The organism is Bradyrhizobium sp. Mp27 (assembly GCF_029953005.1).
Lineage (GTDB): Bacteria > Pseudomonadota > Alphaproteobacteria > Rhizobiales > Xanthobacteraceae > Bradyrhizobium > Bradyrhizobium barranii.
Genome location: NZ_JASAUS010000103.1, coordinates 1 through 24,657 on the forward strand (window position 1 = coordinate 1; position 24,657 = coordinate 24,657).

Here is a 24,657-nt window from a genome sequence, read left to right on the forward strand (position 1 = left end):
AGGCCAGCGGCCATATTGTGCCGCGCGCAAAGGCCGGACATATGACCGCACCGTCCCAATGTGTGAAATCGACTGAAAAAAGCTCTTGCCTCGCGGGCCGTTCCACATATGGGGGTATTCAGGATGTCGTTTCGTTTCAAGGCAATCGCAGCCGCGGCGCTGTCGATTGCTACACTCGTTACCAGTGGGCTGGCTCAGGCCGCGGACCTGCCGGTCAAGGCTGCCAAGAAAGCGTCGGACGTCCCGTTCTTCCTGGTGATCGACAACCGCGTCACGTTCTCCTGGATGCCTAAGGGCACTGACCCCGGCATGTGGAGCGTCAATCCGAACGGCAGCATCAACGGTACGACCGCCAAGCAGGTCTATTCGTTCACACACTTCGACCTCTGGGCCTATGGCACCAACTTCTTCACCATCTCGATGTTCAAGTCGGGCCATAACGACCCTGCTTCGCCCTGTATCGCACCTGGTCTGTCTTCCTCCTTCGGTGCAGCCGACTGCGCCGGCGCGACCGAGATCTACGGCCTGTTCCGCTCGACCTTCGGCTGGAACCAGCTCTTCAACACCAAGGCCTTCACCACGGGGCCGCTGCAGAACATTTCGTTTGAAGTCGGTATGGATGGCAATTCCGAGAACACCTTCTTGGCGCCCGCGAAGCGGGACGTCGTTGCCGGTCTCCAGTTCGCCTTCGATCTTCCTTACAAGGGCTACATCAACGTCGAGCCCTTGATGTACTGGGAGTTCTCCAACCACAACGCCTTCACTCAGTGCGGCAGCGGTTTTGCTGGCCCCCTCCCGGGTGTGAGCTGTAACTCCGATGGCAATGTCAGCTATAACCCGACCTGGGCCGTCGAAATCAACTACTACATGGACCTCGGCTTCCTGCCGCCGAACATGCAGTTCTGGTCCATCAGCGGCCGCGCCGGGTGGTATGGAGCGAAGGGCGACTCGAACGGCCTTCCCGCGCTCTCCGGCCCTGGCCGGTTCTCCACTGCTTCCAAGGTCGAGTTGAACAGCGAACCGATCCGCCTGACCTTCGACGCTTCGAAGGCCGCCTGGGGTGACAAGTACTCGCACTTCGTCGATCTCTGGGTGGCCTACCGCTACTGGCAGAACAAGTTCGGCCTCGACCACAACGCCATGCCCGGCGTCTGCACGGTCGCCGCGACCGGCCAGAGCACCAACAGCTGCACCGAGTCCACGGTGTACGGTGGCGTCACTGTGAAGTTCTGATCGACTGAATGTCTCCAGGTTTGAATGACGCCGCGCAGGAATGCGCGGCGTCATTAGCGTTTCCGAGCGTAGGGTGGGCAAAGGCGCAACGCGCCGTGCCCACCATCTCTCCGAGCGATTGGGATTGGTGGGCACGCTTCGCTTTGCCCACCCCACGAAGGCGAGTTCTTGGAGTTCGCTACTACGTCCACACGCCGTCGTGCAGCGCTTCGGCTTCGTCCTCGAGCAGCGGCCCCACAACTTCCGTCGGCCTCTGGCCGCTGGCAAGAACCTCGCGGCACGGCAAATCGAGCGTGGGGTTCTCCGGATGGTTGCCGGTGACGCCGCGCAGGCGGTGCTCGCTGAGGCCGTAGACCACACGGCCGATGCCGGCCCAGTAGATCGCGCCGGCACACATCGCGCAGGGCTCTGCGGAGGAATAGAGCGTGGCTTTCGCCAGCACCTCGCGGTCGAGCATACGGCAGGCTTGCGTGGCCGCGAGGCGCTCGGCATGTGCGGTGCCGTCGTGGTCGGGCATGTAGCCGTTCTCGGTCTCGATCAGCACCTTGCCTGCGGCATCGACGACGACGCAGCCGAACGGATGGTTGCCATGGGTGAGCGAGCGGCGCGCGACCGTAAAGGACAGGCGGAGGAAGTGCTCGTCGCGCTCGGATCCGCCGCTCATCGCTCGTCCCTGGTCAATGCCCCGCCATATGCCGGCCGACCACGGTCAGATCGGCTTCGCTGGTTCGTGCTTCATACACGAATTCGCCGTGGAACATCACCACCAGCCGATCGGAGAGTTCGAGCAATTCGTCGAGATCCTCGCTGACGAGCAGCACAGCGGCGCCACGGTTGCGGGCGGCCATGATCTCGGCGTGGATCTGCGCCACGGCCGCGAAGTCGAGGCCGAAGCAGGGATTGGCCGCGATCAGCACCTCGACGTTGCCGCCAAGCTCGCGCGCCAGCACGGCGCGCTGCACGTTGCCGCCCGACAGCGCCGCGATCGGCGTATCGGGTGTGCGGGTCTTGATCTTGTACTGCGCGATCTTCTTCTTCGCATCGTCCCGGAAGGCGCCGCGGTTGAGCCACCAGCCGCCGCTGGCGAAGGGCGCGCGGTCGAATTCGCGGAAGGCGATGTTGTCGGCGACGCTCATGCCGCCGACACAGGCGTTCTTGAGCGGTTCCTCGGGCAGGAGCGACATCTTGTGGCGCCGCATCTCCTCGCGGCTGGCATGATAGGAATCGCCGGCGACGCGCACTTCTCCGCTCTCCGCCTCGCGCTGGCCGGCCAATACCTCGACGAGCTGGCGCTAGCCATTGCCGGAGACGCCGGCAATCCCGACGATCTCGCCGGCGCGGACCGTGAGTGAGACGTCGTGCACGGCGATGGCGCCCGCGTTGTCGAGCGCGCGGACTTTTGCCAATTCCAGCCGGGCCTGGCCGGCTTCGCCGGTGCGCGGCGGCTGCACGGTCAGTTCTTCGGCACCGATCATGGTTCGCGCCATCGCATCCGGTGTGAGTTCGGAAACCTTGCCGGCACCAGCGAGCTTGCCGCGGCGCAGGATCGTGACGTCGTCGGCGAAGGCCATGACCTCGCGGAATTTGTGCGTGATCATCAGGATGGTCAGTTCGCCCTTGACGACCAAGTCGCGGAGCATGCCGAGCACTTCGTCGGCCTCCGCCGGCGTCAGCACCGAAGTCGGCTCGTCCAGGATCAGGAAGCGGCGCTTCAGATAGAGCTGTTTGAGGATCTCGCATTTCTGCCGCTCCCCGGCGGAGATGTCGGAGACCTTGGCGCCGAGCGGCACCTTGAACGGCATCCGCGCCAGAAAAGCCTCGAGCTCCTTCATCTCCTTCGGCCAGTTCACCACGGCCGGCACATCGTCGCGGGCCAGCACGAGATTTTCGGCAACTGTCATGGCCGGCACCAGGGTAAAATGCTGGTAGACCATGCCGAGGCCGAGCGCGTGGGCGTCCTTTGGATTTGCGATCGCCTGCTCGCGGCCGCCGACGAGGATGTCGCCTTCGGTCGCGTGGTAATAGCCCATGATGCATTTGACGAGCGTCGACTTGCCGGCGCCGTTCTCTCCGAGCAGCGCGTGGAACGAGCCCGGCCGCACCTTCAGCTCGACATTGTCGAGCGCGAGGAAGTCCCCGAAGCGCATTGTCATCGCGATGGCGTCGACGCCGAAGGCACCCGCTGGCGGCGGCGTTTCGCCGATGATCACGAAATAGCTCCGATGAAGGCGTCCGACGTCGAGACCGCACCGAACACGCCGCCCTGCATCTTGATCATCTTCAGTGCATGATCGTGATTACTCTTGTCGGTGGCGCCGCAGCAATCGTGCAGCAGGACGCATTCGAAGCCGCGGTCGTTGGCCTCGCGCATCGTGGTGTGAACGCAGACGTCGGTCGTGATGCCCGTGAGCACGATGTTCTCGATGCCGCGCACGCGCAGGATCAGCTCCAGGTCGGTGGCGCAGAACGAGCCCTTGCCGGGCTTGTCGATGATCGGCTCGCCCGGCAGCGGCGCCAGCTCCTCGATGATGTCCCAGCCGGGCTCGCCGCGAACGAGGATACGCCCGCAAGGGCCGGGATCGCCGATCCCGGCACCGATCTGGCGCGAGCGCCAGCGCTTGTTGGCGGGAAGGTCGGAGAGATCGGGGCGATGGCCCTCGCGGGTATGGATGATGTGGAAGCCTTGGGCGCGCATGGTCGCGAGCAGCTTCTTGTTCGGCTCGATCGGCGCCCGCGTCAGCGAGAGGTCGTAGCCCATCTTGTCGACATAGCCGCCGATGCCGCAGAAATCGGTCTGCATGTCGATGATGACGAGCGCGGTGTTTTGGGGGCGGAGATCGCCATTGTAGGGCCAGGCGTAGGGCTCGGACTTGATATAGCGCTCGGGCATGATTTCGCTCTCTAGCGGGTGATCGACAATTCGGCCGGGGCTCCGGTCAGCGTGCGTTTCGGCGAGCAGGTGATGATCATGATCGCCAGCGTCAGGATGTAGGGGGCGGCGTTGAAGAGGTGATAGCCGGAGGTGACGCCGACCGATTGCAGTGCAGGGCCCAGGGCCGCGGCACCGCCGAAGGCGAGCGAGGCCCACAGGCAGAGCAGAGGATCCCAGCGCGCGAAGATCACGAGGGCCACGGCCGTGATGCCCTGGCCTGAGGAGAGGCCCTCGTTCCAGCTTCCGGGATAGAACAGCGACAGGAACGAGCCGCCGATGCCGGCAAGGAAGCCGCCGACCATGGTCGCGCGCAGGCGGATCAGCAACACTGAATGGCCCATGGCGCGCGCGGCATCGGAGCTCTCGCCGGCGGTGCGGATCAAAAGGCCCCAGCGCGTGGTGCGGAAGGCCCAAAAGAGGATTGGCGCGAGCGCGACGCCGATCAGGAACAGGACGTTGACGCGCAGCGCGGCGCGGACCTGCGGGATGTCGCTCCACCAGCCAAAATCGATCGCGGGCAGCCGCGGCGCGGTGGGCTCGATCAGCGGCTTGCCGAGATAGAAGGCAAGGCCGGTGCCGAACAGCATCAGCGCGATGCCGACCGCGATATCGTTGACGCGGGGCAGCGAGCAGATACCGGCGTGCAATGCGCCCAGCAGTGCACCTGTGATGCCGGCGGCGAGCACGCCGAGCCAGGGCGAGCCCGTGAGATAGGAGATGCCGTAGGCGCTCATCGCGCCCATCACCAGCGTGCCTTCGAGGCCGAGATTGATGCGGCCGGAGCGCTCGGTGATGCATTCGCCCAGGCTCACGAACAGGAACGGCGTCGAGACGCGGATGGCTCCGCCGAGCACGGCGAGGGGGACAGTCCAGAGCCCGATCGATCCGTCTGCCATCTCAGGATTTTCCCTTCAAGAATCCAATGCGGCCGTAAAGCGCATCGCTGGCCAGCACGAAGACGAAGATGATGCCCTGAAGCACCAGAACGGATGCGTCGGGCAATCCGAGACGGCGCTGCAACAGGCCGCCGCTGGCGCTGATGCCGCCGAGCAGGATCGCGACGGGAATGATCGCGAGCGGATTCTGCCGGGCGAGGAAGGCGACGAGAATGCCGGTGAAGCCGTAGCCCGCCGCAAGGTTGGCGTTGGTGCGCCCCTGCACGGCGGCAACCTCGACCATGCCGGCAAGGCCCGCGGCGCCGCCGGCGAGGAAGCAGATGGTCAGGATCAACTTGCTGACGCCGAGACCGACGATCTTTGCGGCGCGGATGTTGCCGCCGGCGACGCGCGCGGCGAAGCCGAACACGGTGTGATAGATCAGGACGTAGGCAGCGATCGCGGCGATCAGGCCGAAGACGAGGCCCCAATGCACGTCGGTGCCGGAAATGCTGCCGATCATGTTGGCGGCGCCGATCTCGCGCGTCGACGGCTTGTTGAGGCTGGCGGGATCGCGCATCAGCCCCTCAACGAGATGGTTGAGGATCGCGAGCGCGATGTAGACGAGCAGCAGGCTCGAGATGGTCTCGTTGACGCCGCGATACTGGCGCAGCGCGCCCGACAGCATGATCCACAGGCCGCCCCCGATCACGCCGCCGATAACCATGGCAATTTGGACGACGAGCGGCGGCATGCCCTGAAGCGCCAGCGCGGCGCTGGTCGCCGACAGCGCGCCGATCAGGAGCGCGCCTTCGCCGCCGATGATGACCATGCCGAGCTGTGCCGGCAGTGCGGTGCAGAGCGCGGTGAGGATCAGCGGCGCAGCACGCGTCAACGTATTCTGCCAGGAGAACCAGGTGCCGAAAGCGCCGTAGTACATATAAAAATAGAGATCGAGCGGGTTCTTGCCGAACATCGCGACGAAGATGCCGAAGATCACGAGCGCGCCGGCCAGCGCCGCGCCCGGGATCAGGATGTATTCGATTGTCGCGCCGTGGCGCTGGAGAAAGCCGGGATCGGCGGCCGGGGCAATTGTCCCGGCCGCTTCAGTAGAATCCGCGGCTTCCGTTGTCACGAAGTCGCTCCGATCACGCCTTCGACCAGGTAGTCCATCTTCTCCAGCTCAGGATCCTTCTGGCCGCGATCGGTGCCAGCCGCGATCACCGTCTTGCCCTTGTTGTCGACCAGCCCGCCCTTGAAGATGGCGTAGCCCTCCGCCGACAGGAATTTGGCCTTGACCTCGTCGGCGTGCTTGCGCGCTTCGGCGGAGACTGCCTCACCGTAGGGCGAGGTCTTGACGATCTCTTCCTTGAGTCCGCCGCGATAGAAGTTCGGGATGTTTTCGCCGGCGGCGATCATCTTGACGAACTTCGGATAGAGCGCTTCCCAATTCCACTCGGCGCCGGTGAGATACGCCTTCGGCGCCAGCGGCGACTGGTTGGTGTGATAGCCGCAGACGAAGGCGCCGCGGCGCGCCGCGTTCTCGACCATGGTCTTCGGACCGTCGACGTGGCAGGTGAGTACGTCGACGCCCTGATCGATCAGGCTGTTGGTGGCTTCGGCCTCCTTGACCGGCATCGACCAATCGCCGGTGAAAATAACCTGGGTGGTGGCCTTGGGATTGGCGAGTCTGGCGCCGAGCGCGAAGGCGTTGATGTTGCGCAGCACCTGCGGGATCGGCTTGGCGGCAACGAAGCCGAGCTTGCCGCTCTTGGAGGTGTAGCCGGCGACGATGCCCGAGATGTACTGGGCCTCGTCGATATAGCCAAAATAGCTGCCGGCGTTCTTCGGGTCCTTGTCGCTCCACAGGCCGCCGCAGTGCTCGAAGCGCAGCTTCGGGAACTTGGTGGCCATCTTGATCATGTGCGGATTGTAGTAGCCGAACGAGGTCGGGAAGAGCAGGGTGGCGCCGTCGAGGTTGATCATGGACTCGATCGTCTTCTCGACCGCGTCGGTCTCCGGCACCTTCTCTTCCTCGACGACCTTCAGCCCCGGAATTTTCTTCAGTGCCGCCGCGCCCTGCGCATGCGCCTGGTTGTAGCCGTAGTCGTCACAGGAGCCGACATAGATGAAGCCGATGGTGGTATCGGCCGCGAAGGCGGGACGGACGCCCGCTGCCGCACCGAGGGTCAGGGCCGCGCCGCCCTGCAACAAATGACGTCGTGAAATCTTGCCGAAATCCATTGCTCGCTCCCCTTGGCGGATGTGGCGGAGCCTGGGGATAAGATGTCGCAAGCTTCGTGCCAGAGGCCACGGAGGGGTCAATTGACCTGAAGTCATTGAAAAGTATCGTGTTTGTAAATTTTCAGAATCCTGTCGAGTAAGTCGGCAGATTATTTTTTGAGCAAATTATATCAATTGTATGCAATGGAGTTGAGCAGCCAGGCCAGCTCGTGTGTGTCCATGGCGGGAGCTACGATCTGCCGGCAACTCGCATTCATGCTACCCACGCGCGGATCGGGACCACGTTCGTGATTTTTTGCTGGCACCGAACTTGTATCGATCGCCGCCAGGGCCGCCGCCGCGGTCTCAAGAGATGGGAAGCTCGTCGAGATGGTTGCTGGTAACGCCGTTCAGAATGCATCGCTCGGCGGGGAGATCGTGCGACGGATCGACGAGCTCGCCGCGATCTCGGAAGACGGCGACAAGCTCACCCGCATCTATCTCACCAACGAGCTGCGCAAGGCCGCTGACCTCATCCTGGGCTGGATGCGCGAAGCCGGCATGAGCGCGCATCTCGATGCGATCGGGAATGTCTGCGGACGCTACGAAGGCGAGCAGGCGGGGGCGCCCTGCCTGATGCTCGGCTCGCACTACGACACGGTGCGCGATGCCGGGAAATGGGACGGGCCGCTGGGGGTGACCACGGCGATTGCCTGCGTCGCCGATCTCAACCGCCGCGGCAAGCGCCTGCCGTTCGCGATCGAGGTGATCGGCTTTGCCGATGAAGAGGGGGTACGTTTCGCCTCGACGCTGCTCGGAAGCCGGGCGGTGGCGGGCACCTTCGACGAGAGCGTCCTGAACACGCGCGACCGCGACGGCGTGTCGATGCGCGATGCGCTCGTCGCGTTCGGCCTCGATCCCGATCACATCGGCGCGGCCGCGCGGGCACGGCGCGAGCTGCTCGCCTATCTCGAATTGCACATCGAGCAGGGCCCGGTGCTGGAAGCCCAGAACCTGCCCGTCGGTGTCGTCACTGCGATTGCGGGCGCGACACGGCTCGCTGCGCGGCTGACCGGCATGGCCGGTCATGCCGGCACCGTGCCGATGGCACTGCGCCGTGATGCGCTTACCGGCGCGGCCGAATGCGTCGGCGCGATCGAGCAGTTTTGCCGCACCGACGCGGACGGGCTGGTCGGCACCGTCGGCTATATCCAGGCGAGGCCCGGGGCGACCAATGTCATCCCGGGCGAAGTGTCCTTCACCATCGACATGCGGGCACCGACCGACATGCATCGCAAGCGCGCGGTCGCCGACATCGTCCGCCAGATCGAGGCGATTGCAAAACGCCGGCAATTGGCGCTTCAGCTCGATGTCACTCACGAGAACCGCACCGCGCCTTGCGCACCCTGGCTGAAGGATCAGATCGCGCAGGCGATCGCTGCCGAGGGCGCGTCGGTGTTCGAGCTGCCGAGCGGGGCAGGGCACGACGGCATGGCGATGATCGATATCGCCGATGTCGGCATGATCTTCGTCCGCTGTCGCGGCGGCATCAGCCACCACCCGGACGAGCACGTCGAGCTCGCCGATGCCGACGCCGGCGCACGCGTGCTGCTGCGGGTGATCGAGAATTTCAGGCCGCGGGAGGGCTGCGCCGGCGCGAAGTGATTGCCTGAAGCCCGCAAGTCACCGGGTAGAGATACGAATCAGTCATGTTTAAAATGGTGGCCGCCATCACGGGGTCACGAGACATCAGCCGATTGACGCATATGAACAGCGACATCTCTTTTCCATCACATCGTGAGAACCGGTTCTACCAGGGGATGGCTGCGACCTTCGTCGCCAACGCTCTTCAGGCGGTCAATTTTCTCGGTGATCGCTTCCTGAGACAATCGCATCATGCGTTGTCGAACATCGAGGATCTCTACCGGCACTCGATGGACAGTGCCTTTTCGGTGACCGAGGCCTTCCTCGTCACGGGAGCGCCGCATGCTTCCGCCTATTACCCGCGCGACTTCGCCTGGTTTTACCCCGACGTTCTCGATCCTGAAACCATCATGGATGCTCAGGACGCGGTCCGTCGGGCGCGCCTGCTCGAAAAGAGCGTTCGCCTGCTGCTGGAGGCGGTTCGCGCCGACGTGGTCACGACGACCATCGTTCCTGCGGGGCGCGGGCGGTACCTCGGCGTGAATTATTTCTCGCGGCCCTCGGACACGCTGCTCGGCGTTCTCGCCGGTCTCCAGCAGATGATAGGTGCCGACGAGAGAGCGTCTTCCTATCTGGCGATGTCGCAATGCGCACATGCCGGCCGCCTGTTGCTGGCCGAGTATGGCGTCGACCTGAAGCGCGCGATCCTTCAGCTTGCGAGCGAACTGGAGCCATTTGACACTGATGGCACCAGATATCTGCTGTGCGATGCCGGCGGGCCTCGCTCTGCGGCAACGGATACGCGGGCCGAGCGCAGGCGCTTCGTCACCAACGCCTGCGTCTACACGACGTTCGTGTGGGGCGCGCAGCTCGGGATCGTCGACGACAACGAACTGAAGCGGCTGCTCGGTCGCGACCTTGCGCAGTACAAGCGAGATCTGCTCCGTTTGTTCGGCAAGGACGGCTATATCAGGCATTCGCTTGACGGCCCGGCGGGCGCACCGGTGTCCTTGGTGGCCCTGGACTTCGTCAGCGTGCATCGCGGCTTCTGGGACATGAACGATGCCGGCGAGCGGGCGCTGTTTGCGGCTACGACGGATCTGATCATCGCCGAGCCGCGCTTTCGCATCCCCAGCACGTTCCACTTCCTGGTGTCCGCGGATAATCCACGGAACAAGATGATCCACAAGATCGCGGCGCCGGCCTATCAGGGGCGTTCGTCGTGGCCGACATTCAATGTCGAATTCGCGGATCGGATGCTGGATTTTGATGAAGCCTCAGGGAGCGATACCTATCGGGCTTGCGCGCAGGGGATATTGAAGGACATTCGGACCGCGACCGAGGTCCATGGCGGCTATCAGGAGCTGATCTCGGAGCAGGGGCTCAAGTATCGCACCTGGGCCTATAAGGGCGCCGTGGCGCACTCCTGGTTTCCGCGCTTCCTGTCGGTCTGGAGGAGGGCGTATGGAACGCCACTCCTCCAGTGGAATGATTGATCCGCGGCCTATCCCGCGGTCACGTCCACCAGTTCGCCGCCCTCCAGCACCTTGGCCGCCTTGGCGCGGTCGAGGTCACCCTCCCAGGCGGCCACCACCACCGTCGCCACGCAGTTGCCGACAAGGTTGCCGAGGGCGCGGGCCATGCCGATGAACCAATCGACCGACAACACCAGCACGAGGCCGATGGCAGGAATGCTCGGCACCGCGTTGAGCGTCGCGGCCAGGATCACGATCGCTGAGCCCGGCACGCCGTGCGCGCCCTTCGACGTGATCAGCGAGACGCCGAGCACCAGCAGGAGATCGCCGAAGGACAGCGGCGTGTTGGTCGCCTGCGCGATGAAGACGACGGCGAGCGTCAGGTAGATCGAGAAAGCGTCGAGGTTGAAGGAATAGCCGGTCGGGATGACGAGGCCGACGACGGAATCCTTCACGCCCATCCGCTCCAGTTTCTTCATGATCTGCGGCAGCACGGCATCGGAGGACGCGGTCGCGAGCACGATGGTCAGCTCTTCGCGCAGGTAGGAGAGGAATTTGAGGATGTTGATTCCGGCGAGCGCCATCACGCCGCCCAGCACTCCCAGCACGAAGATACCGACCGAGACGTAGAACAGCATGACCAGCGAGACGAGTTGCTTCAGCGAGCCGACGCCGTATTTGCCGACGGTGTAGGCGACCGCGCCGAGCACGCCGAGCGGAGCGACCCGCACGATCAGGCCCATGACCCGAAACAGCACGGTGGAGGCCGCGTCGATGATCGATGTGACCAGCGCGCCCTTCTCGCCGCCGACGAGCGCAAGGCCGACACCGAACAGGACCGCGAAGAACAGCACCTGGAGCACGTCGTTGCGCGACAGCGCATCGAACGAGGTGCTGGGGATCACGTTCATCAGGAAGGCGCCGATGCCGCCGCCGGACAGCTTGTGGGCGTTGTCGGCATAGGTGTTGAGAGCCTTGGCGTCGAGCGTCGAGGGATCGATGTTCATGCCGTGGCCGGGGCCGAAGAGATAGGCGAGCAGCAGGCCGACGACGAGTGCGACGGTCGTCATCACCTCGAAATAGACCAGCGCCTTGACGCCGACCCGGCCGACCTTCTTGAGGTCGCCGGCGCCGGCAATGCCGTGCACGACGACGCAGAACACGATCGGGGCCACGATCATCGAGATCAGCTTCAGAAAGGCGTCGCTGAGGATCTTGAGCCCGATGGCGAAGTCCGGAACGGCCATCCCCAGGATGACGCCAAGCACCAGCGCGGCGAGGACCTGGACGAACAGCGAGGTGTAGAGCGGCTTCGGCTCGGCGGTAGGTGCCGCGGTGATGGTCGACATGGTGGACTCCCCCGGTTTGACGCGTCTTGGACGTCAAAGGGGAGCAACAACCGTGCCAGATTGTCGCGGCCTGGTCTTGGAAGTCATCCAGGGCGCCGCATAATCCGGGATTCTTGCGCGCGCTCTTCCGTTTGCAAGTCGGCATCGCAACAGCTATGTCCCGGCCTTCGCAAGAGCTTGATATGACAATCTCGAATGAGAACGATCTGATCTGCCTGAAAGAGGTCGGGCGTATCGTCGCCAATGCCCTTGAGGCGATGGGGAAGGCCCTCGAGCCCGGCATGACTACCGCGGAACTCGACCGGATCGGACGAGAGCTCCTTGAGGCCGCCGGAGCGCGTTCGGCGCCGGAACTGGCCTATGCCTTTCCTGGCGCAACCTGCATCAGCGTGAACGAAGAGATCGCTCATGGCATCCCGGGTGCCCGGCGGATCGAGCGTGGCGACCTCGTCAACATCGACGTCTCGGCCGAGAAGAGCGGCTTCTTTGCCGATACGGGGGCCTCGTTCGCCGTTCCGCCCGCGACCCGTTCGATCGAACGTCTTTGCAGGGATGGTCGGCGGGCGATGTGGACGGGCCTGCGGCAGGTTGGAGCCGGCAAGCCGATTGCCGGCATCGGTCAAGCCATCGGGACGTTTGCGCGGAAAAACGGCTACATGCTCGTCAAGAACCTAGCCAGTCACTGTGTCGGCTTGTCGCTCCACGAGGAGCCGACGGAGATCGCGACATGGCCCGATCGCTCCGAGCGCCGCATCATGAGCGATGGTCTGGTGTTCACCGTCGAGCCGTTCCTGTCGCTTGGCGCGGAGTGGGCCGAGAACGGTGATGACGATCCATGGACGCTCTACAGCAGCCCGGAGGCGCCTACCGTTCAGTACGAGCACACGGTTGTCGCAACCCGCAATGGGCCTTTGATCGTTACGCTGGCGGATTGAGGTCGTCCCTGCGACGCGCTGTCAGCGGGAACGCTAGAGATTATTTTTCAGGCGATCACGGCATAGTCGTTGCGGGCGGACAGTCTCGTCACGCCACGAGATCCAGTAGCCGGCACGATCCGCGCACCAGCACCTTGCGTCCGGTTGGCGTCATCGAAGGTACGCCGTCATTGACAACAACGAGACCGAGCTTGACGAGACCTTCGACGAGATAGGCCTTCGAGAGGCGACCATTCGACACGGGGTTGCGAAGCGCTTTCAGCGCTTCCCATTGGTCCGGCGAAAGATCGAAATCGATGTCGTTGCTCATGTTGCCTCAAGCGATAGTCCAAGTTCGCGTGCCCCTGTTAGCGGCGCCGCATGAACACCGTGCGACGACAATGAGTCGGGAATTCGGTAAGCTGTTTAGAACCTCTCTTCACGAATTGCCGCACTTCATTGCGCCACAACAGTTAAGATCGTTCGCGCACGAAAATCGTCCCGGTCTCCGATCACTAATTGATGATGTGCGCTTGATCGTGCGGCGAGAGTTACCGCAGTGCACGGGAAGCATCACTGTCCCATTGCGCGTCGCGATATGTACAGAAATCGTGAAGCGAGGGCGATTGGACTCTGACTGGACTCTGCTACGTTGATTCGCAGGGGATTGGCTTCACACGACAGGAGTGTGAGTGCATGAACAGGCTGATGGCAATTCGCAGTCAGGAATTCCTCTGCCGAGAGCGCGCGGCGCTGGATTCGGAGCGACGGGCGTTCTGGCTCGCGCAGGCCCAGGAATGGGAGCAGCGCGCGCTCGACGAAATTGCGCATCACTTTCGGGAGTGCAACCTCGTCCAGGCCGAGCTGACTGCCGCCTGACGCCAGCTTGCCGTCTACTGATAAGTCGCCACGATGTCGGACACGGCGCGTTCGAGCTGCTGTGCGGTGGCGCATTGGCGCACGACAGTGCAGAAGGTCGCGTAGCGCGGCATCTCGGAATCACCGAAGCCCCAGGCGAGCCGTCCTTCGGGATTGAGCCAGACCACGCGCTTCGAGCGTTCGGAGATGCGGCGCAGAATTTCGGCGCGCGGGTCGAGATTGTTGCTGCGGGCGTCACCGAGCACGATCACCGTGGTCTGCGGCGTCAGCGTGCTCATAAACTCCTTCTCGAAATCGACGAGAGAGGAGCCGTAGTCGGATGAGCCGAAGCCGACCTTGGACATGATCTCGGCCATCGCCTCTTCCGGCGACTTCTTTTCCAGGATCTCGCTGACCTCGATCAGATGCGAGGAGAAGGCGAAGGAGTGGACGTCGTCGACCACCTCGTGCAGCGAGTGGATCAGGAGCAGGAAGAAATCGGAGACCTGCGCGACCGAGCCGGAGACGTCGCAGATGGCGACGATCTTCGGCCGGTCGCGGTGCTTGCGCTTCCACGCGGTGAGGAAGGGCACGCCGCCCCAGGCGGCGTTACGGCGCAGTGTGCGGCGGACGTCGAGATGGCCGCGGCGCTGGCGCTTGCGCGGCTTCGAGTAGCGCTCGCGCAGGCGCCGCGCGATCTGGCGGATGAGAGCGCGCATCTCCGCGACCTGGCGCCGCTCGATGCGGGCGAGAGGCGCGTTGCGCAGGATCTCGTTGCGGAGGTTTTCGGCCTCCTCGCGGGCATAGAGCACAAGGCCTTGCGAGACGGTGTCGCGGACTGCTTCGCGCAACGCGTCCAGCGCGCCGCGCAGACGCTCGGCCAGCGACGGATTGGTCGCGGTGAGCGCGTCGAGATCGTCGCGCAGGCGTTGAAGGCCCATGGCCTCGAGGATGCGGCTGGAAAAGATGCCGCGCTGAGTCGAATAGCGGATGTCGGACAGCGAAGCCGCACCGGAAGCGCTGGCGATCGCGGCTGCGATCGCGTTGCGATCCTGCGACAGCAGCATCTGCGCAAGCGGGCCTAATCCTTCGGAAGGCTGGCCTTCGCCTGCTTCACTGGCCGAGCCGAGTGAGGGGGTCTGATCCGCGTCCTGCGATGCGTCGTCGTTGTCGTCGGCCTCGGGTTGATCCTGCCGCGGCTCTGGTTGGCTGAAGAAAAGATCAAAGCAGTCGCCGAGGGCGAGCTTCTCGTCCTGCGACTTGGCGAGCGTCAGGAGCAGCGCATCGCGCAGGATGGCCCGGTCGGAAAAGCCGACCTCCTTGACCGCGCGCATCGCATCGATGCTTTCGGCGGGCGAGACATGCACGCCGGCACCGCGCGCCGCTCGAAAGAAACGATGGAGATTCTCGCGCATCGGCGTCAACCGAAGACGTTGGACCGTGCCGCCTTGGCAATGAAGGTCGTAACTTGCGGCGTTGCTGCCTCGATGTCGGCCTCGTATTTCAGGAGCACATTGAGCGTGTCCTTGACGATGTCCGTATCGAGCTCCGAGGCCTGAAGTAGAACCAGGACGCGCGCCCAATCGATGGTCTCACTGACCGACGGCAGCTTCTTCAGGTCGAGCGAGCGGATCTCGTGGATGAAGCCGACCATCTGCCGGCGCAGCGCCTGCGAGATGCCGGAGACGCGGCTCTCGACGATGCGTTCTTCGAGCCGCTGCTCGGGGAAGCCGATATGCAGATGCAGGCAGCGCCGCTTCAGGGCGTCGCCGAGGTCACGCTCGCTGTTCGAGGTGAGGATCACCGTCGGCGGCGTGATCGCCGCGACCGTGCCGAGCTCCGGGATCGTGACCTGGAAATCGGAGAGGATTTCCAGCAGCAGCGATTCGAACTCGGCATCCGACTTGTCGATCTCGTCGATCAGCAGCACGCAGCCGCCCGGCTGCTCCAGCGCCTGGAGCAGCGGCCGCGGCTCGACGAACTCCTTCGAGAAGAACACGTCGCCGAAATCGTGGAGCTGATTGAGTGCGTCATGCAGCGTCTGCGCGCCGCCGAGGACTTCGCCGAGCTTGTCCTTGAGGATCTGGGTATAGAGAAGCTGTTTTGCGTATTTCCACTCGTAGAGCGCCTTGGCCTCGTCGAGGCCCTCGTAGCATTGCAGGCGGATCATCTTCATGCCGCGCCAGGCGGCAATGGCCTTGGCAAGCTCGGTCTTGCCGACGCCCGCGGGGCCTTCGACCAGGATCGGTTTCTCGATCTGCTGCGACAAATAGACGGCGGTCGCGATCTGCCGGCTCGCGATATAGCCTTGCGCGGCGAGGCCGCTCTCCACTGCCTCGATCGAGGTCGAGGCCTTCTGTTCAGCCACGAAAGGGCGCTCCCAAAGGTCTTGCTTGAGGCTTGTTCTGCCTGCGTTCCCGGCAAAGAACAAGCCTCGTTTGGGACGGCCTGACCCGCGCTGAACGTCGCTTTTTCCGTTCAGCGCAAATACTTAAGCGATGGCTGATCGTGCGGTCAGTGCCGCAGCTCCGGCTTGCGGATGGTCTGCCGGACTTCGGCGCCGCAGTCCGCGCATTCATAGACGAAGTCGATCCTGGCAAGGCCCCAATGCGGTTCGACCTCGCGGACGTACATCGGCAGGAACCCCATGCAGGCGGGACAAATCACAGGCGCGATTTCGATATCCTGATGATGCTGTACATAAGCTGGCATCTCGGCTCTCCTTCGCAGGCGACCACCAAACCCCGTGCGAAACCTACCGCCGGGCGCACCATGACCGTCATCAACTCTTTCGAACAGAGGCGGAACTGCGCGCCTTTGTCGTTCGCTGTGACATTCTTGTTACGTCTCTGTACTGTAACGGGCCGACCGAATTCCTATTTCACTGGCCGATCCGTTTTCCACGGACCTTCACTGCAACAATAAGGGAGCAACGCCCATGACGCATGCCATTCGCTTTCACAAGACCGGCGGTCCTGAAGTCCTGGTCTGGGAGGAGGTCAGCGTCGGCAAGCCCGGACCTGGCGAGGCGCGCATTCGCCACACGGCGGTCGGCCTCAACTTCGTCGACATTTACAATCGCTCCGGTGTGTATCCGGTGCAATTGCCGAGCGGCCTTCAGCGAGGGGGCCGGCGTCGTCGAGGAAGTCGGGGCCGGTGTCACCGATCTGAAGCCCGGTGATCGCGTTGCCTACGGCGCCTCGCCGCTCGGTGCCTATTCCGAGGCGCGGCTGATCCCGGCCGACCGGCTGTTGAAGCTGCCCGACGGCGTCGACGACAAGACCGCGGCGGCCATGATGCTGAAGGGGCTCACCACCCAATATCTGATCCGGCAGACCTATCGCGTGAAGGCCGGCGACACCATCCTGCTCCATGCCGCGGCCGGCGGCGTTGGTCTCATCCTGAGCCAGTGGGCAAAACATCTCGGCGCGACCGTGATCGGCACCGTCAGCAGCGACGAGAAGGCCAAGCTCGCCAAGGCACATGGCTGCGATCATGTCATCATCTACACGCGCGAGGATTTCGTGAAGCGCGTCGACGAGATCACGGGCGGCAAGAAGGTGCCGGTGGTCTATGATTCCGTCGGCAAGGATACGTTCCTGAAGTCGCTGGATTGTCTTGCGCCGCTCGGTGTTGCTGCGCTGTTTGGTGCGTCCTCCGGCGCTGTCGAGCCGCTCAACCTCGGTCTGCTCGCGCAGAAGGGCTCGCTCTACGTCACCCGTCCGACGCTGTTCACCTACGCTGCCAAGCGCGAGGCCCTGGTCGCGATGGCGAACGAGCTGTTCGACGTCGTGAAGTCCGGCGCAGTCAAGATCGAGGTGCACCAGACGTACCCGCTGAAGGATGCCGCCAAAGCGCATGCCGATCTCGCTGCGCGCAAGACCACGGGATCGACCGTTCTCACGGTGTGATATCCGGCCGGGCAGTGACGTGACGCAGGCCGCTTGGGCCTGCGTCACGTCTTCTCGTGCTTGCGCAGGTCGCGGGCGTGATCGAGACGGATGGCCTGTAGGTCGACTTCTTCAGGCGGAACCCGGGGGAGGGCGGCCTCGGTCAGGATCGCGTCGGTCACGTCCTCCACCGCATTCTCCGCGATTTCGTGGATGAACGAGATGTTTCGATATTCACCCGAGGCGACGCGGGAGATGACCTCGCGCCTTGTGATCTCGGGATCGACGACCGCCTCGCGTCCGCGCCGCCCATAGTCGATCATCACGACGAAATACTGCATGAAACGATCCTGCCGCGCCCCGTAGCCGGGAGCGCGGCAGAGTATTTCCGAAAAACAGAATTAAGTCAAGGGTGATTTCCAAAAATCGGAAATCGACGCCTATTTGCTCTTCTTGCGAGGGCGTGCTGACTTGGCGCGCAGCCGCTCGAGTTGGCCCTTGGGCATGGACAGGCAGATCTCGCCGACCCACTCCAGCTTGACGCCGACGATCGGCTTGGCGTTGAAGCTGTTGAGATTGACGACGGAGGGAGTTTTCCCGCGTTCGATGGTCATCAAATAGCGTTCACCGGTCTTGAGTCGGACCACGGCCTCTTCGCCGTAGAAGCTCGACAGCGGATGGCGCTGGTCCTTGTAGACGACGATCACGTCGCCGCTCTCGTATTTGGGCAGCATCGAATCGCCGACGATCTCGAAGGCGACGGTCTCTTCCATGATCGGGAACGGCAGCGCGATGTCGCCGAGGCCTTCCGGGGGAACCTGTTCATAATCGGGCTCGATCACCGCGCCGGCCCCGACGCGGCCCATGATCGGCGCGAGATTGAGCTCAAGATATTCCATGATCGGAATGATTTCGGACGCCTTCACCAGGCGCTCGCCGCCCAGGATCTCCGACACCGCGCCGGGCCGCACGCCCATGGCCGCCGCCAGGCCGCCCTTGCTCTTGCCCGTCTTCTCCAGGCCCCGCTCGATCATTGCAACATCCAACATGGTGATTCCCTCGATTGCCCATCGTCCCGCCTCTTGTAATCCGAAATTCGGAATTGATGCAATTATGAATATCAGAATTGTCGCTTGACAGTTGCTTCGGAATAACGGAATGTAGGATCTGCCTCGCGATCGAGCGATCGGAGGAGGCGCATCACAGGACAGCAGCATGGAACCGGGTCATTGGCCGTCGGAGCACTCCGACGCGCTTCGCGACTATTTTCTCAAGGGAATGTCTTATGCGGAGATCGGAAGACAGATAAACGGAAGGTTTGGAACGGCTTACACACGCAACGCGGTGGCCGGCCGCGCCAAGCGGCTGGGACTCGCGGCACCGGCGCGGATGACAAGTCCATCGATCGTGCCGTCCTTGCCGTCAGGAGCCTGTCTCATCGGGCCGCCCCGACCGGTGGTGCCGAACCTGAACTTGCCACCGAAATCCGCAATGAAGCCCGCGCGAGTCAAGTTGCGCTGTGTCGGCGTCCAGCCCCGCCTGGTCGCGCTGGGCGAGCTCGGGCGCGACGACTGCCGCTATCCCTATGGTGGCGACAAGGACGGGGAGGGGATCGCCTTCTGCGGCCATCCGCGCCAGCAGGGCTCCAGCTATTGCACGCCGCATGCCCGCCTGACGCGAAAGTCTGAGGCTGCATCCGCTCGCGCCGCCGGTCCCGTCGTCCTGAGGCTGATCTCTGCCGCCTGACGGGACCGCTATTCATTCAATTTGCGAGGAGTATCCGAGTGGCAGGTGCACGACGCAACAAGTCCTACAGATTGACTGGAATCTACGATCGGCGCTCGCGCGAGGTGCCGTTCAATGCAGAGGTGGCGGAGGTCGAGGTCGACAATCCGCTGGCGCTCGATGCCGGCGAGAAGATCGTCGCCGTCCGTTCGATCCGCGGCGATCCGCTCGGCCGGTTGCACGCGCATCACCAGATCGACGAGGCGCAATATCGCGGCGGGCGCGCCTTCCAGAACGACTGGGAGAGGGTGGAGCGCGGTCCCCAGGCGGTGGACCCGACGCGCGAATATGTCGATGGCACGCGCTCGCGCGAGCCCGTCACCGAGGACCAGCGCCGGGCTGTGCTGCGCCTGAACCGGGTCGAGCGCGAACTCGGTACCGACGGCGCCGCGCTGGTGCACGACGTCCTGGTGCTGGGGCTGACCATGGATCAGATCGGGGAGCGGCGCGCTGTTCGTACCCAGCGCTGGAACGACTATTTCGCGCGGCGCTTTCGCGAATGCCTGGACCGGCTGGCGCTGATCTACGGCTTTGCGACGGAAGGCCGGGCTCAGCGCGCCAAGCAGCGTTCAAAGTAGTGGTGCGCCTGCGGGTCTCGCCGCAGGCGCGCCCGGGCCGCTTGTTACGGATGCGGCACGATCTGGTAAGGCGTCGTGTAGGGCTCGACACGGAGAGACGCGTTGGCCAAGAGCCCGATCTTCGCGGTCGGCGCCTGTTGCAATTCGCCGTTCGGGCCGCGATGCACGTTGTACTGCCAGACCGTGAGATCGCCCTTCTGCGCCAGCGCGTGCGCAACCGCGCTTGCATCATTTCCGCCGAGCGCCTGGAGTTCCTCCGCCGACAATCCGACGACGATTTCGTCCTTGATGGTGACGATCTTGAACAGATTCATCCTGGTCTCCTGCGCCCATGCGCCTTGTATCGAGAAAGTGAGAAGCGCGATCGCGCCGCCCTTGATGAGATCGCAGCGGGAAAGCATTCTGTCGTCCTTTGGTGCTGAGGCGCGCCCGAATCGAGAAGTCCGTCAGCCATGGCGCCCGTGGTCTGCGTGGCCGCTTCGCAACCGCTTGGTCGTTCCACCTTGAACGACGGTTCATTGGGCGGAGATATCTTGGGACCGATAAACCCTGGTGCGGGGAACCGCGTCCAAGCCGAGCAGCTCAAGGGGGCTTCACTGGCGGACGGATCAAGACGCTGCGGGCCGGCTGCGAGGCTCGACGTTCATTTCGCCGGCGATACAACCGCCGAGGTCGGACTCAACAATTGCGTGTATACGCTGAAGAAACTTTAATCTGAGCTCGTTCACACCGGAAACACGGCGAAACGCCGCACCGATTGACAGCGATCGAGGCCGTGTGCGTGAGTGATGCCGCTTCTTGACGCAGGTGGGTGACGACGGTCCATATTCCTGTTATCCGGAATTGCCGTGGTGCGATGCGGACGAAGCATCGCTACGGCGACGGTTGGGCAGGAAGGGTTGTTTCTTGACATAGTTGCAACCTGTTTGGTTGAGCCAGTCCGTATGGATATGCGGTTCAGCGTGTTAACCCACCGGGTGCCCCGGCCGAGATCTCAGGGGCACCATGGCGTCCGGTCATGGTGTTCGGTTCTCGAGCGAGACCTCGACGTCTGATCACGAGGGCTGATGCTTGTCATAGGTGCGAGATGAAAAACCTCAATTTCGCGGCTGAACTGCACCTTAAGCTCGGCGCGCCTGCAAGCAGCACCGTTGAAAGTCTGCGCCTCCTTCGCGCGTTCCTGAAGCTCGGGCCTCGACAGCGTTTCGAGGTCATCAAGCTGGTCGAAGATCTCGGCGCCGAAGAAACCCTTCCCGAGCACCCCCTGTCCTGACCCCGGCCGCGCGCCAGCCTTGCGCCTCGTCCCTCGTTTCCTGCCGGAGCCGGACCGCCGGGCGACGTTTGTCCCCCAGGCTGCCGCTGGAATGCGGTCCGGCAAGTGTGGTATTCAGTTGGGAAAAACGGGGAGGAGTATGACCATGATCGAACCGAAGCTCGAAGTCCCGGCCGAACTGCGCGACTTGGCCGAAAAGACGATCGACCAGGCGGAACAAGCATTCGGCATGTTTTTCGAAGCTGCCACCAAATCGATGACGTCGGTTCCCGGAGCGGGTACCGAGGTGTCCAAGCAGGCTCTCGCGTTCACCGAGCAGAACATGAAGTCGGCGTTCGAGCACGCGCGCAAGCTCGTGCATGCCACCGACCTTCAGGAAGCGATGCGAATCCAGTCCGACTTCCTGCGCAGCCAGTTCACCAGCGCCGGCGACCACATGCGCCAGATGACCGGCAGTTTCATGCAGCCCGGCAAGGGAAAGTCCTGAGTTCCGGTGTGCGCCGCGTGCCCGCAAATTGATCCTGCGTGACGCCGCGCTCAGCCGCAGCACGATCCCGGAAATTGCGAGAGATCGATGCGGGCGATGATCGACCGCAGCAGCTTGCGGGTCGCACGATAGAGATGCCGCGCGAATGCCGGTGTCCTCGCAGCTGGCAGGCCAAGGCCTGCCGTATCGAGATGTTTCGTATCGAGGCTTTCGATGGAGTGCGACACGTGCCTCTCCGGGATGGTGAGGCCCTTCCTATCGTCGCCAGCCTGGAGCTGCCTTGATCTGCCGCAAAGGGGGCCCGGCTAGTAGTCGCCGGGGTTCATGATCATCGGGCTTCTGGTGTCAGCCGGCGCGAGCGAGCTGCTGGCACTGTCACGCAAGAAGCGGTCGAGTGTCGCCTGGATCTTCTCCTTGACCGTATCGGGACCGCGATCGCTCATCTCGGTGTGCTGAGCACCGGTATGGACGATGTCGATGCCGCGCGCTTTGGCCTCTTCAGGCGTCGGCAGCACGCCCGGGTCGGTCTGGAAATGTGGATCCTTGGAGCGGAATGACAGGATCTTCAGGTTGTCGCTGAGCACGAAGGGCACCCGCAAATTGTCGAGCGTGATCACCTTCGACACGATCTCCGGGTGCTGATGGGCGACATACATCGAGACGTCGCCACCGTTGGAATGGCCGACGAGGGTGATGTGGTCGTAGTCGGTGTTTTCCTGCCGTCGCTTCAGTTCGGCCAGGGCGAAAAGGATGTTGGCCTCGCAGCGGATATAGACCTCGCGCCGCCCGACATATTGCTGACCGACATGGGTCATCAACGGCGGATCGCTCGGCAGGTCCTGCTGGATGCTGGCAACGAGATAACCGCGCGCCGCGAGCACGTTGGCGAGGAAGGAATACTCGGTCGCCTTGACGGTGTTGCCGTTGCTGATGATGGCGAGCGGGAGCTTCCAGAGCCCGAGATTGGCCTTGGTCTCGTAGTCGCGCCGCACCGCGATTTCGACCGAGATCGGCCGTTGGCGCGAGGCATCGAACAGGGTCAGAACCTCATGTCGGATCGCGAACCGGCTGACCACGAAATACTGGCCGACGCCGAGCGCGCAGAGAAAGGCCAGGATTGCAAACACCCTCTTCATGGTTCCGTCCCAATCACTTTCAGCTGAAAATGGTCATTGGAAGCCCCCGGATCGAGCGATCGTGAGCACGTTACGGGATTAAATTTAGGCAAGTCTGTGAGCAAGGCCGCAAAGGGCCGCGTGCCGGGTGTGCTCAAAGCGCGGCAGCTAGAGGCAGCCGCTCCTGCCGCGTTCTGGGCAGAGCCGGAATGCGCTCGAGAGGGTGAACAGGAAGCGTGGGCTGCGGCGCTCGTTGTCTGGCGCCCGGTAGCTCAAGGGGACGGCTACGCCGAGATCGGCTTGAAGATCATCCGGCAGAAAGAACCGCACGCCGGCTCCGGCCGATGTCAGCGACAGGCCGTCGCTCAGGCGGTAACCGTCGTTCCAGACTGCGCCGGCGTCGCCAAAGGCGTAGAGCTGATAGCCGGTCCAGTAGCGGAAATTGAGCTTCTGGTCGAAGCGCACCTCGAGCGAGCCGGCAAGACCGTTGTCGCCGCTGATCTCGGCCGCGCCATAGCCCCGGCCGAAAGCCGCGCCGCCGAGATAGAATTGCTGCGAAATGAACAGCGGCCGCGATGCCGTCTGGCTGGCCGCGGACAGCTTGAGCGACCAGACGTCGTTGAGGGTCTGGTAGCGCGTGAACCAGAGGTTCAGCACCGAGAAGTTCGACGCGGCGCCGTCGCGCGACAGCAGATCGTCGTCGAAATGCGAGGCACCGAAGATGTCGAGACCCTGGCGGTAGGTCAGCGTCGCGAAATTGGTGCCGCCGAAGCGATCCTGGAGCCGGTAATCGGCGGTCAGGCTCGCGGTCCTGATGTGGTCGTTGTACCAGGGGCCGTAAAGATCGTGCTCGGACACGTTGCTGAAGGTCCCGGCCAAGGTCAGCGTCAACGCCGATGATTGCGACATGAAGGGCACGGTGCTTGCCCGCAGCTCGAACGCCTCTGTCGTGGTGATGTCGCTGTCGAGGCGGCGGGCGTCACCCGGCCGGACCGCGCTGTACAGGACGGAAGCGCCGAGGCGCACGCCGTCGACGCCGACGGGCGCGTCATAGGATAATCGCGCAAAGCCAAGCTCACGCGAGTCGTTGGCAATGGTCGACAGGTTGACCGTCAGTGTATCGCCGGGCGTGAGGTAGGAGTTGAAGGCGCCGGTCGCGTAGGTCTGCCACGGGCCGACCGACGATGAGCCCAGATTATCCAGGCCGAACGACGAGAAGACGTGCGAGGTCTTCAAATGGACGATGAGGCGAAAGCGGCCGGTGGCTCCGCCGATCTCCTCGAGCGCAGTGTCGGTGATCCGGATGCCGGGCCCGCTATTGATGAGGAAGAGCTGACGTTCGAGCGTTGCAAGGCGCGACGGCTGCTCGGCGAGAACCGGCCCCAGCATCGGCCTCACGCCAAACTGCTCGGCGCCGTCGCCTTTCAGCTCGGCCTGCACGATGGCGCCTTCAATCACCTGGATCCGGACGCGGCCGTCGGCGATGTCCTGCGGCGGCACGATCGCCCGGCTCAGATGAAAGCCGTCTGCGCGGTAGAGATCGCTGATTGCGCCGGCGATCGCGGCGAGGTCGGCTTGCGAGATCTTCTTGCCGAGATAGGGCTGATAGGCTGCGGCGATGCGAGCGCGGGGAATGGCTTGAGCGCCGCTGACATCGATCCCGCTCAACACGAATTGTGGTTTCGTATCCCCGCCTGCGTTTGGCCGGCCGAGCGCCGGCAGCGTGACCGGAGGACGGCTCAGCGATTCCTGCTCGGTTTGGTTTTCAAAGTATTTCTCGGGCTGCCGCGGATCGAAGCCGGGCTGGTTCGCCTGTTGAGCGAACGCCTGCGAAATTCCCGTGAAAATCGGTGCCGCCAGCACTAGTGCAACGAGGACATGCCGCTTCTCAATGCGCGCAGCGAGCTGCTCACCGTAGTTTAACGGAGCAGTGCACAAGAGCCGGTAAGAGTTCGTTAGCTGCATGATTTTTCTTAGTTTTTTATGGTCAATGATTGGTTAATGCAGCCACTGGACTTGCCGGTTC

At 63.4% G+C, this 24,657-nt stretch carries 25 protein-coding genes and 2 pseudogenes; 10 read left to right on the forward strand and 17 right to left on the reverse strand.

Translation table 11 applies throughout. The features are described 5' to 3' along the window. Positions 1-123: 123 nt before the first annotated feature. On the forward strand, positions 124-1,233 hold the full coding sequence (locus tag QJT78_RS35310) for a hypothetical protein (RefSeq protein ID WP_281460437.1): 1,110 nt from the start codon (positions 124-126) through the stop codon (positions 1,231-1,233). Between the two features lie 181 nt (positions 1,234-1,414). On the opposite strand, the gene QJT78_RS35315 is transcribed toward QJT78_RS35310, so the two are convergent. The 6 genes and pseudogenes from QJT78_RS35315 to QJT78_RS35340 form a co-directional block, all read right to left on the reverse strand. Next, entirely contained in the window at positions 1,415-1,897 is a 483-nt protein-coding gene (locus QJT78_RS35315; RefSeq protein ID WP_028152889.1) for a nucleoside deaminase, read from the reverse strand. 13 nt (positions 1,898-1,910) lie between these two features. Further along, a pseudogene (locus QJT78_RS35320) lies at positions 1,911-3,443 on the reverse strand (ABC transporter ATP-binding protein). Then, on the reverse strand, positions 3,440-4,123 hold the full coding sequence (locus QJT78_RS35325; protein WP_028152891.1) for an isochorismatase family cysteine hydrolase: 684 nt from the start codon (positions 4,121-4,123) through the stop codon (positions 3,440-3,442). The pseudogene QJT78_RS35320 and the gene QJT78_RS35325 overlap by 4 nt, the downstream one beginning before the upstream one ends. A gap of 11 nt (positions 4,124-4,134) precedes the next feature. Further along, positions 4,135-5,061, reverse strand: coding sequence for an ABC transporter permease (locus QJT78_RS35330; protein WP_028152892.1), 927 nt, complete (start codon positions 5,059-5,061; stop codon positions 4,135-4,137). Between the two features lies 1 nt (position 5,062). Beyond that, complete coding sequence (locus QJT78_RS35335) at positions 5,063-6,175, reverse strand: ABC transporter permease (protein ID WP_038944431.1); 1,113 nt, start codon at positions 6,173-6,175, stop codon at positions 5,063-5,065. Continuing rightward, a complete protein-coding gene (locus QJT78_RS35340; protein ID WP_038944430.1) occupies positions 6,172-7,284 on the reverse strand; it encodes a BMP family ABC transporter substrate-binding protein in 1,113 nt (370 codons plus the stop codon). Before QJT78_RS35340 ends, QJT78_RS35335 begins: the two co-directional genes overlap by 4 nt. Before the next feature lie 369 nt (positions 7,285-7,653). Here QJT78_RS35340 and QJT78_RS35345 point away from each other — a divergent pair, with 369 nt between their 5' ends. Both QJT78_RS35345 and QJT78_RS35350 read left to right on the forward strand, forming a co-directional pair. Beyond that, the gene (locus QJT78_RS35345; protein ID WP_028152895.1) at positions 7,654-8,928 is read left to right on the forward strand and encodes an allantoate amidohydrolase; all 1,275 of its coding nucleotides are present in this window, start codon (positions 7,654-7,656) and stop codon (positions 8,926-8,928) included. Between the two features lie 101 nt (positions 8,929-9,029). Beyond that, complete coding sequence (locus QJT78_RS35350) at positions 9,030-10,403, forward strand: hypothetical protein (protein ID WP_028152896.1); 1,374 nt, start codon at positions 9,030-9,032, stop codon at positions 10,401-10,403. Positions 10,404-10,411: 8 nt separating this feature from the next. On the opposite strand, the gene QJT78_RS35355 is transcribed toward QJT78_RS35350, so the two are convergent. Then, positions 10,412-11,731, reverse strand: a complete 1,320-nt coding sequence (locus QJT78_RS35355; RefSeq protein WP_038944428.1) for a dicarboxylate/amino acid:cation symporter — start codon at positions 11,729-11,731, stop codon at positions 10,412-10,414. A 182-nt stretch (positions 11,732-11,913) separates the two neighbouring features. Here QJT78_RS35355 and map point away from each other — a divergent pair, with 182 nt between their 5' ends. Then, the gene (gene map / locus QJT78_RS35360) at positions 11,914-12,666 is read left to right on the forward strand and encodes a type I methionyl aminopeptidase (protein ID WP_028152898.1); all 753 of its coding nucleotides are present in this window, start codon (positions 11,914-11,916) and stop codon (positions 12,664-12,666) included. A gap of 88 nt (positions 12,667-12,754) precedes the next feature. Here the strand turns inward: map and QJT78_RS35365 are convergent, their stop codons facing one another. Then, the gene (locus QJT78_RS35365; RefSeq protein ID WP_028152899.1) at positions 12,755-12,976 is read right to left on the reverse strand and encodes a hypothetical protein; all 222 of its coding nucleotides are present in this window, start codon (positions 12,974-12,976) and stop codon (positions 12,755-12,757) included. 365 nt (positions 12,977-13,341) lie between these two features. Between QJT78_RS35365 and QJT78_RS35370 the strand changes: the two genes are divergently transcribed. Then, complete coding sequence (locus tag QJT78_RS35370; protein ID WP_028152900.1) at positions 13,342-13,524, forward strand: hypothetical protein; 183 nt, start codon at positions 13,342-13,344, stop codon at positions 13,522-13,524. A 14-nt stretch (positions 13,525-13,538) separates the two neighbouring features. Here the strand turns inward: QJT78_RS35370 and QJT78_RS35375 are convergent, their stop codons facing one another. The 3 genes from QJT78_RS35375 to QJT78_RS35385 form a co-directional block, all read right to left on the reverse strand. Beyond that, complete coding sequence (locus QJT78_RS35375; RefSeq protein WP_028152901.1) at positions 13,539-14,918, reverse strand: VWA domain-containing protein; 1,380 nt, start codon at positions 14,916-14,918, stop codon at positions 13,539-13,541. Between the two features lie 5 nt (positions 14,919-14,923). Further along, positions 14,924-15,871 (reverse strand): MoxR family ATPase, encoded by a 948-nt coding sequence (locus QJT78_RS35380; protein ID WP_014493696.1) that lies wholly within the window; start codon positions 15,869-15,871, stop codon positions 14,924-14,926. Positions 15,872-16,017: 146 nt separating this feature from the next. After that, positions 16,018-16,215 (reverse strand): hypothetical protein, encoded by a 198-nt coding sequence (locus QJT78_RS35385; RefSeq protein ID WP_028152902.1) that lies wholly within the window; start codon positions 16,213-16,215, stop codon positions 16,018-16,020. Between the two features lie 226 nt (positions 16,216-16,441). On the opposite strand from QJT78_RS35385, the pseudogene QJT78_RS35390 reads away from it, so the two are divergent. Then, positions 16,442-17,414, forward strand: a pseudogene (locus tag QJT78_RS35390) (quinone oxidoreductase). 44 nt (positions 17,415-17,458) lie between these two features. Here the strand turns inward: QJT78_RS35390 and QJT78_RS35395 are convergent. Together QJT78_RS35395 and QJT78_RS35400 are read right to left on the reverse strand one after the other, a co-directional pair. Further along, entirely contained in the window at positions 17,459-17,734 is a 276-nt protein-coding gene (locus tag QJT78_RS35395) for a hypothetical protein (RefSeq protein WP_028152903.1), read from the reverse strand. Between the two features lie 99 nt (positions 17,735-17,833). After that, complete coding sequence (locus QJT78_RS35400) at positions 17,834-18,442, reverse strand: S24 family peptidase (RefSeq protein ID WP_038944427.1); 609 nt, start codon at positions 18,440-18,442, stop codon at positions 17,834-17,836. 166 nt (positions 18,443-18,608) lie between these two features. Between QJT78_RS35400 and QJT78_RS35405 the strand changes: the two genes are divergently transcribed. Both QJT78_RS35405 and QJT78_RS35410 read left to right on the forward strand, forming a co-directional pair. Beyond that, complete coding sequence (locus QJT78_RS35405) at positions 18,609-19,139, forward strand: GcrA family cell cycle regulator (RefSeq protein ID WP_038944426.1); 531 nt, start codon at positions 18,609-18,611, stop codon at positions 19,137-19,139. A 38-nt stretch (positions 19,140-19,177) separates the two neighbouring features. Then, on the forward strand, positions 19,178-19,756 hold the full coding sequence (locus tag QJT78_RS35410; RefSeq protein WP_028152905.1) for a hypothetical protein: 579 nt from the start codon (positions 19,178-19,180) through the stop codon (positions 19,754-19,756). A 44-nt stretch (positions 19,757-19,800) separates the two neighbouring features. Here the strand turns inward: QJT78_RS35410 and QJT78_RS35415 are convergent, their stop codons facing one another. Beyond that, positions 19,801-20,157, reverse strand: a complete 357-nt coding sequence (locus QJT78_RS35415; protein ID WP_028152906.1) for a hypothetical protein — start codon at positions 20,155-20,157, stop codon at positions 19,801-19,803. A 686-nt stretch (positions 20,158-20,843) separates the two neighbouring features. Between QJT78_RS35415 and QJT78_RS35420 the strand changes: the two genes are divergently transcribed. Continuing rightward, positions 20,844-21,029 carry a hypothetical protein gene (locus QJT78_RS35420; protein ID WP_028152907.1) on the forward strand — a complete coding sequence of 62 codons (186 nt, stop codon included), beginning with the start codon at positions 20,844-20,846 and terminating at the stop codon, positions 21,027-21,029. Positions 21,030-21,174: 145 nt separating this feature from the next. After that, the gene (locus QJT78_RS35425) at positions 21,175-21,516 is read left to right on the forward strand and encodes a phasin (RefSeq protein ID WP_014493705.1); all 342 of its coding nucleotides are present in this window, start codon (positions 21,175-21,177) and stop codon (positions 21,514-21,516) included. Between the two features lie 50 nt (positions 21,517-21,566). Here the strand turns inward: QJT78_RS35425 and QJT78_RS35430 are convergent, their stop codons facing one another. The 3 genes from QJT78_RS35430 to QJT78_RS35440 form a co-directional block, all read right to left on the reverse strand. Further along, positions 21,567-21,743 carry a hypothetical protein gene (locus QJT78_RS35430; protein WP_155258053.1) on the reverse strand — a complete coding sequence of 59 codons (177 nt, stop codon included), beginning with the start codon at positions 21,741-21,743 and terminating at the stop codon, positions 21,567-21,569. Between the two features lie 78 nt (positions 21,744-21,821). After that, positions 21,822-22,652 carry an alpha/beta hydrolase gene (locus tag QJT78_RS35435; RefSeq protein WP_028152908.1) on the reverse strand — a complete coding sequence of 277 codons (831 nt, stop codon included), beginning with the start codon at positions 22,650-22,652 and terminating at the stop codon, positions 21,822-21,824. 147 nt (positions 22,653-22,799) lie between these two features. Continuing rightward, a complete protein-coding gene (locus tag QJT78_RS35440) occupies positions 22,800-24,596 on the reverse strand; it encodes a ShlB/FhaC/HecB family hemolysin secretion/activation protein (RefSeq protein WP_212491042.1) in 1,797 nt (598 codons plus the stop codon). Positions 24,597-24,657: the final 61 nt, after the last annotated feature.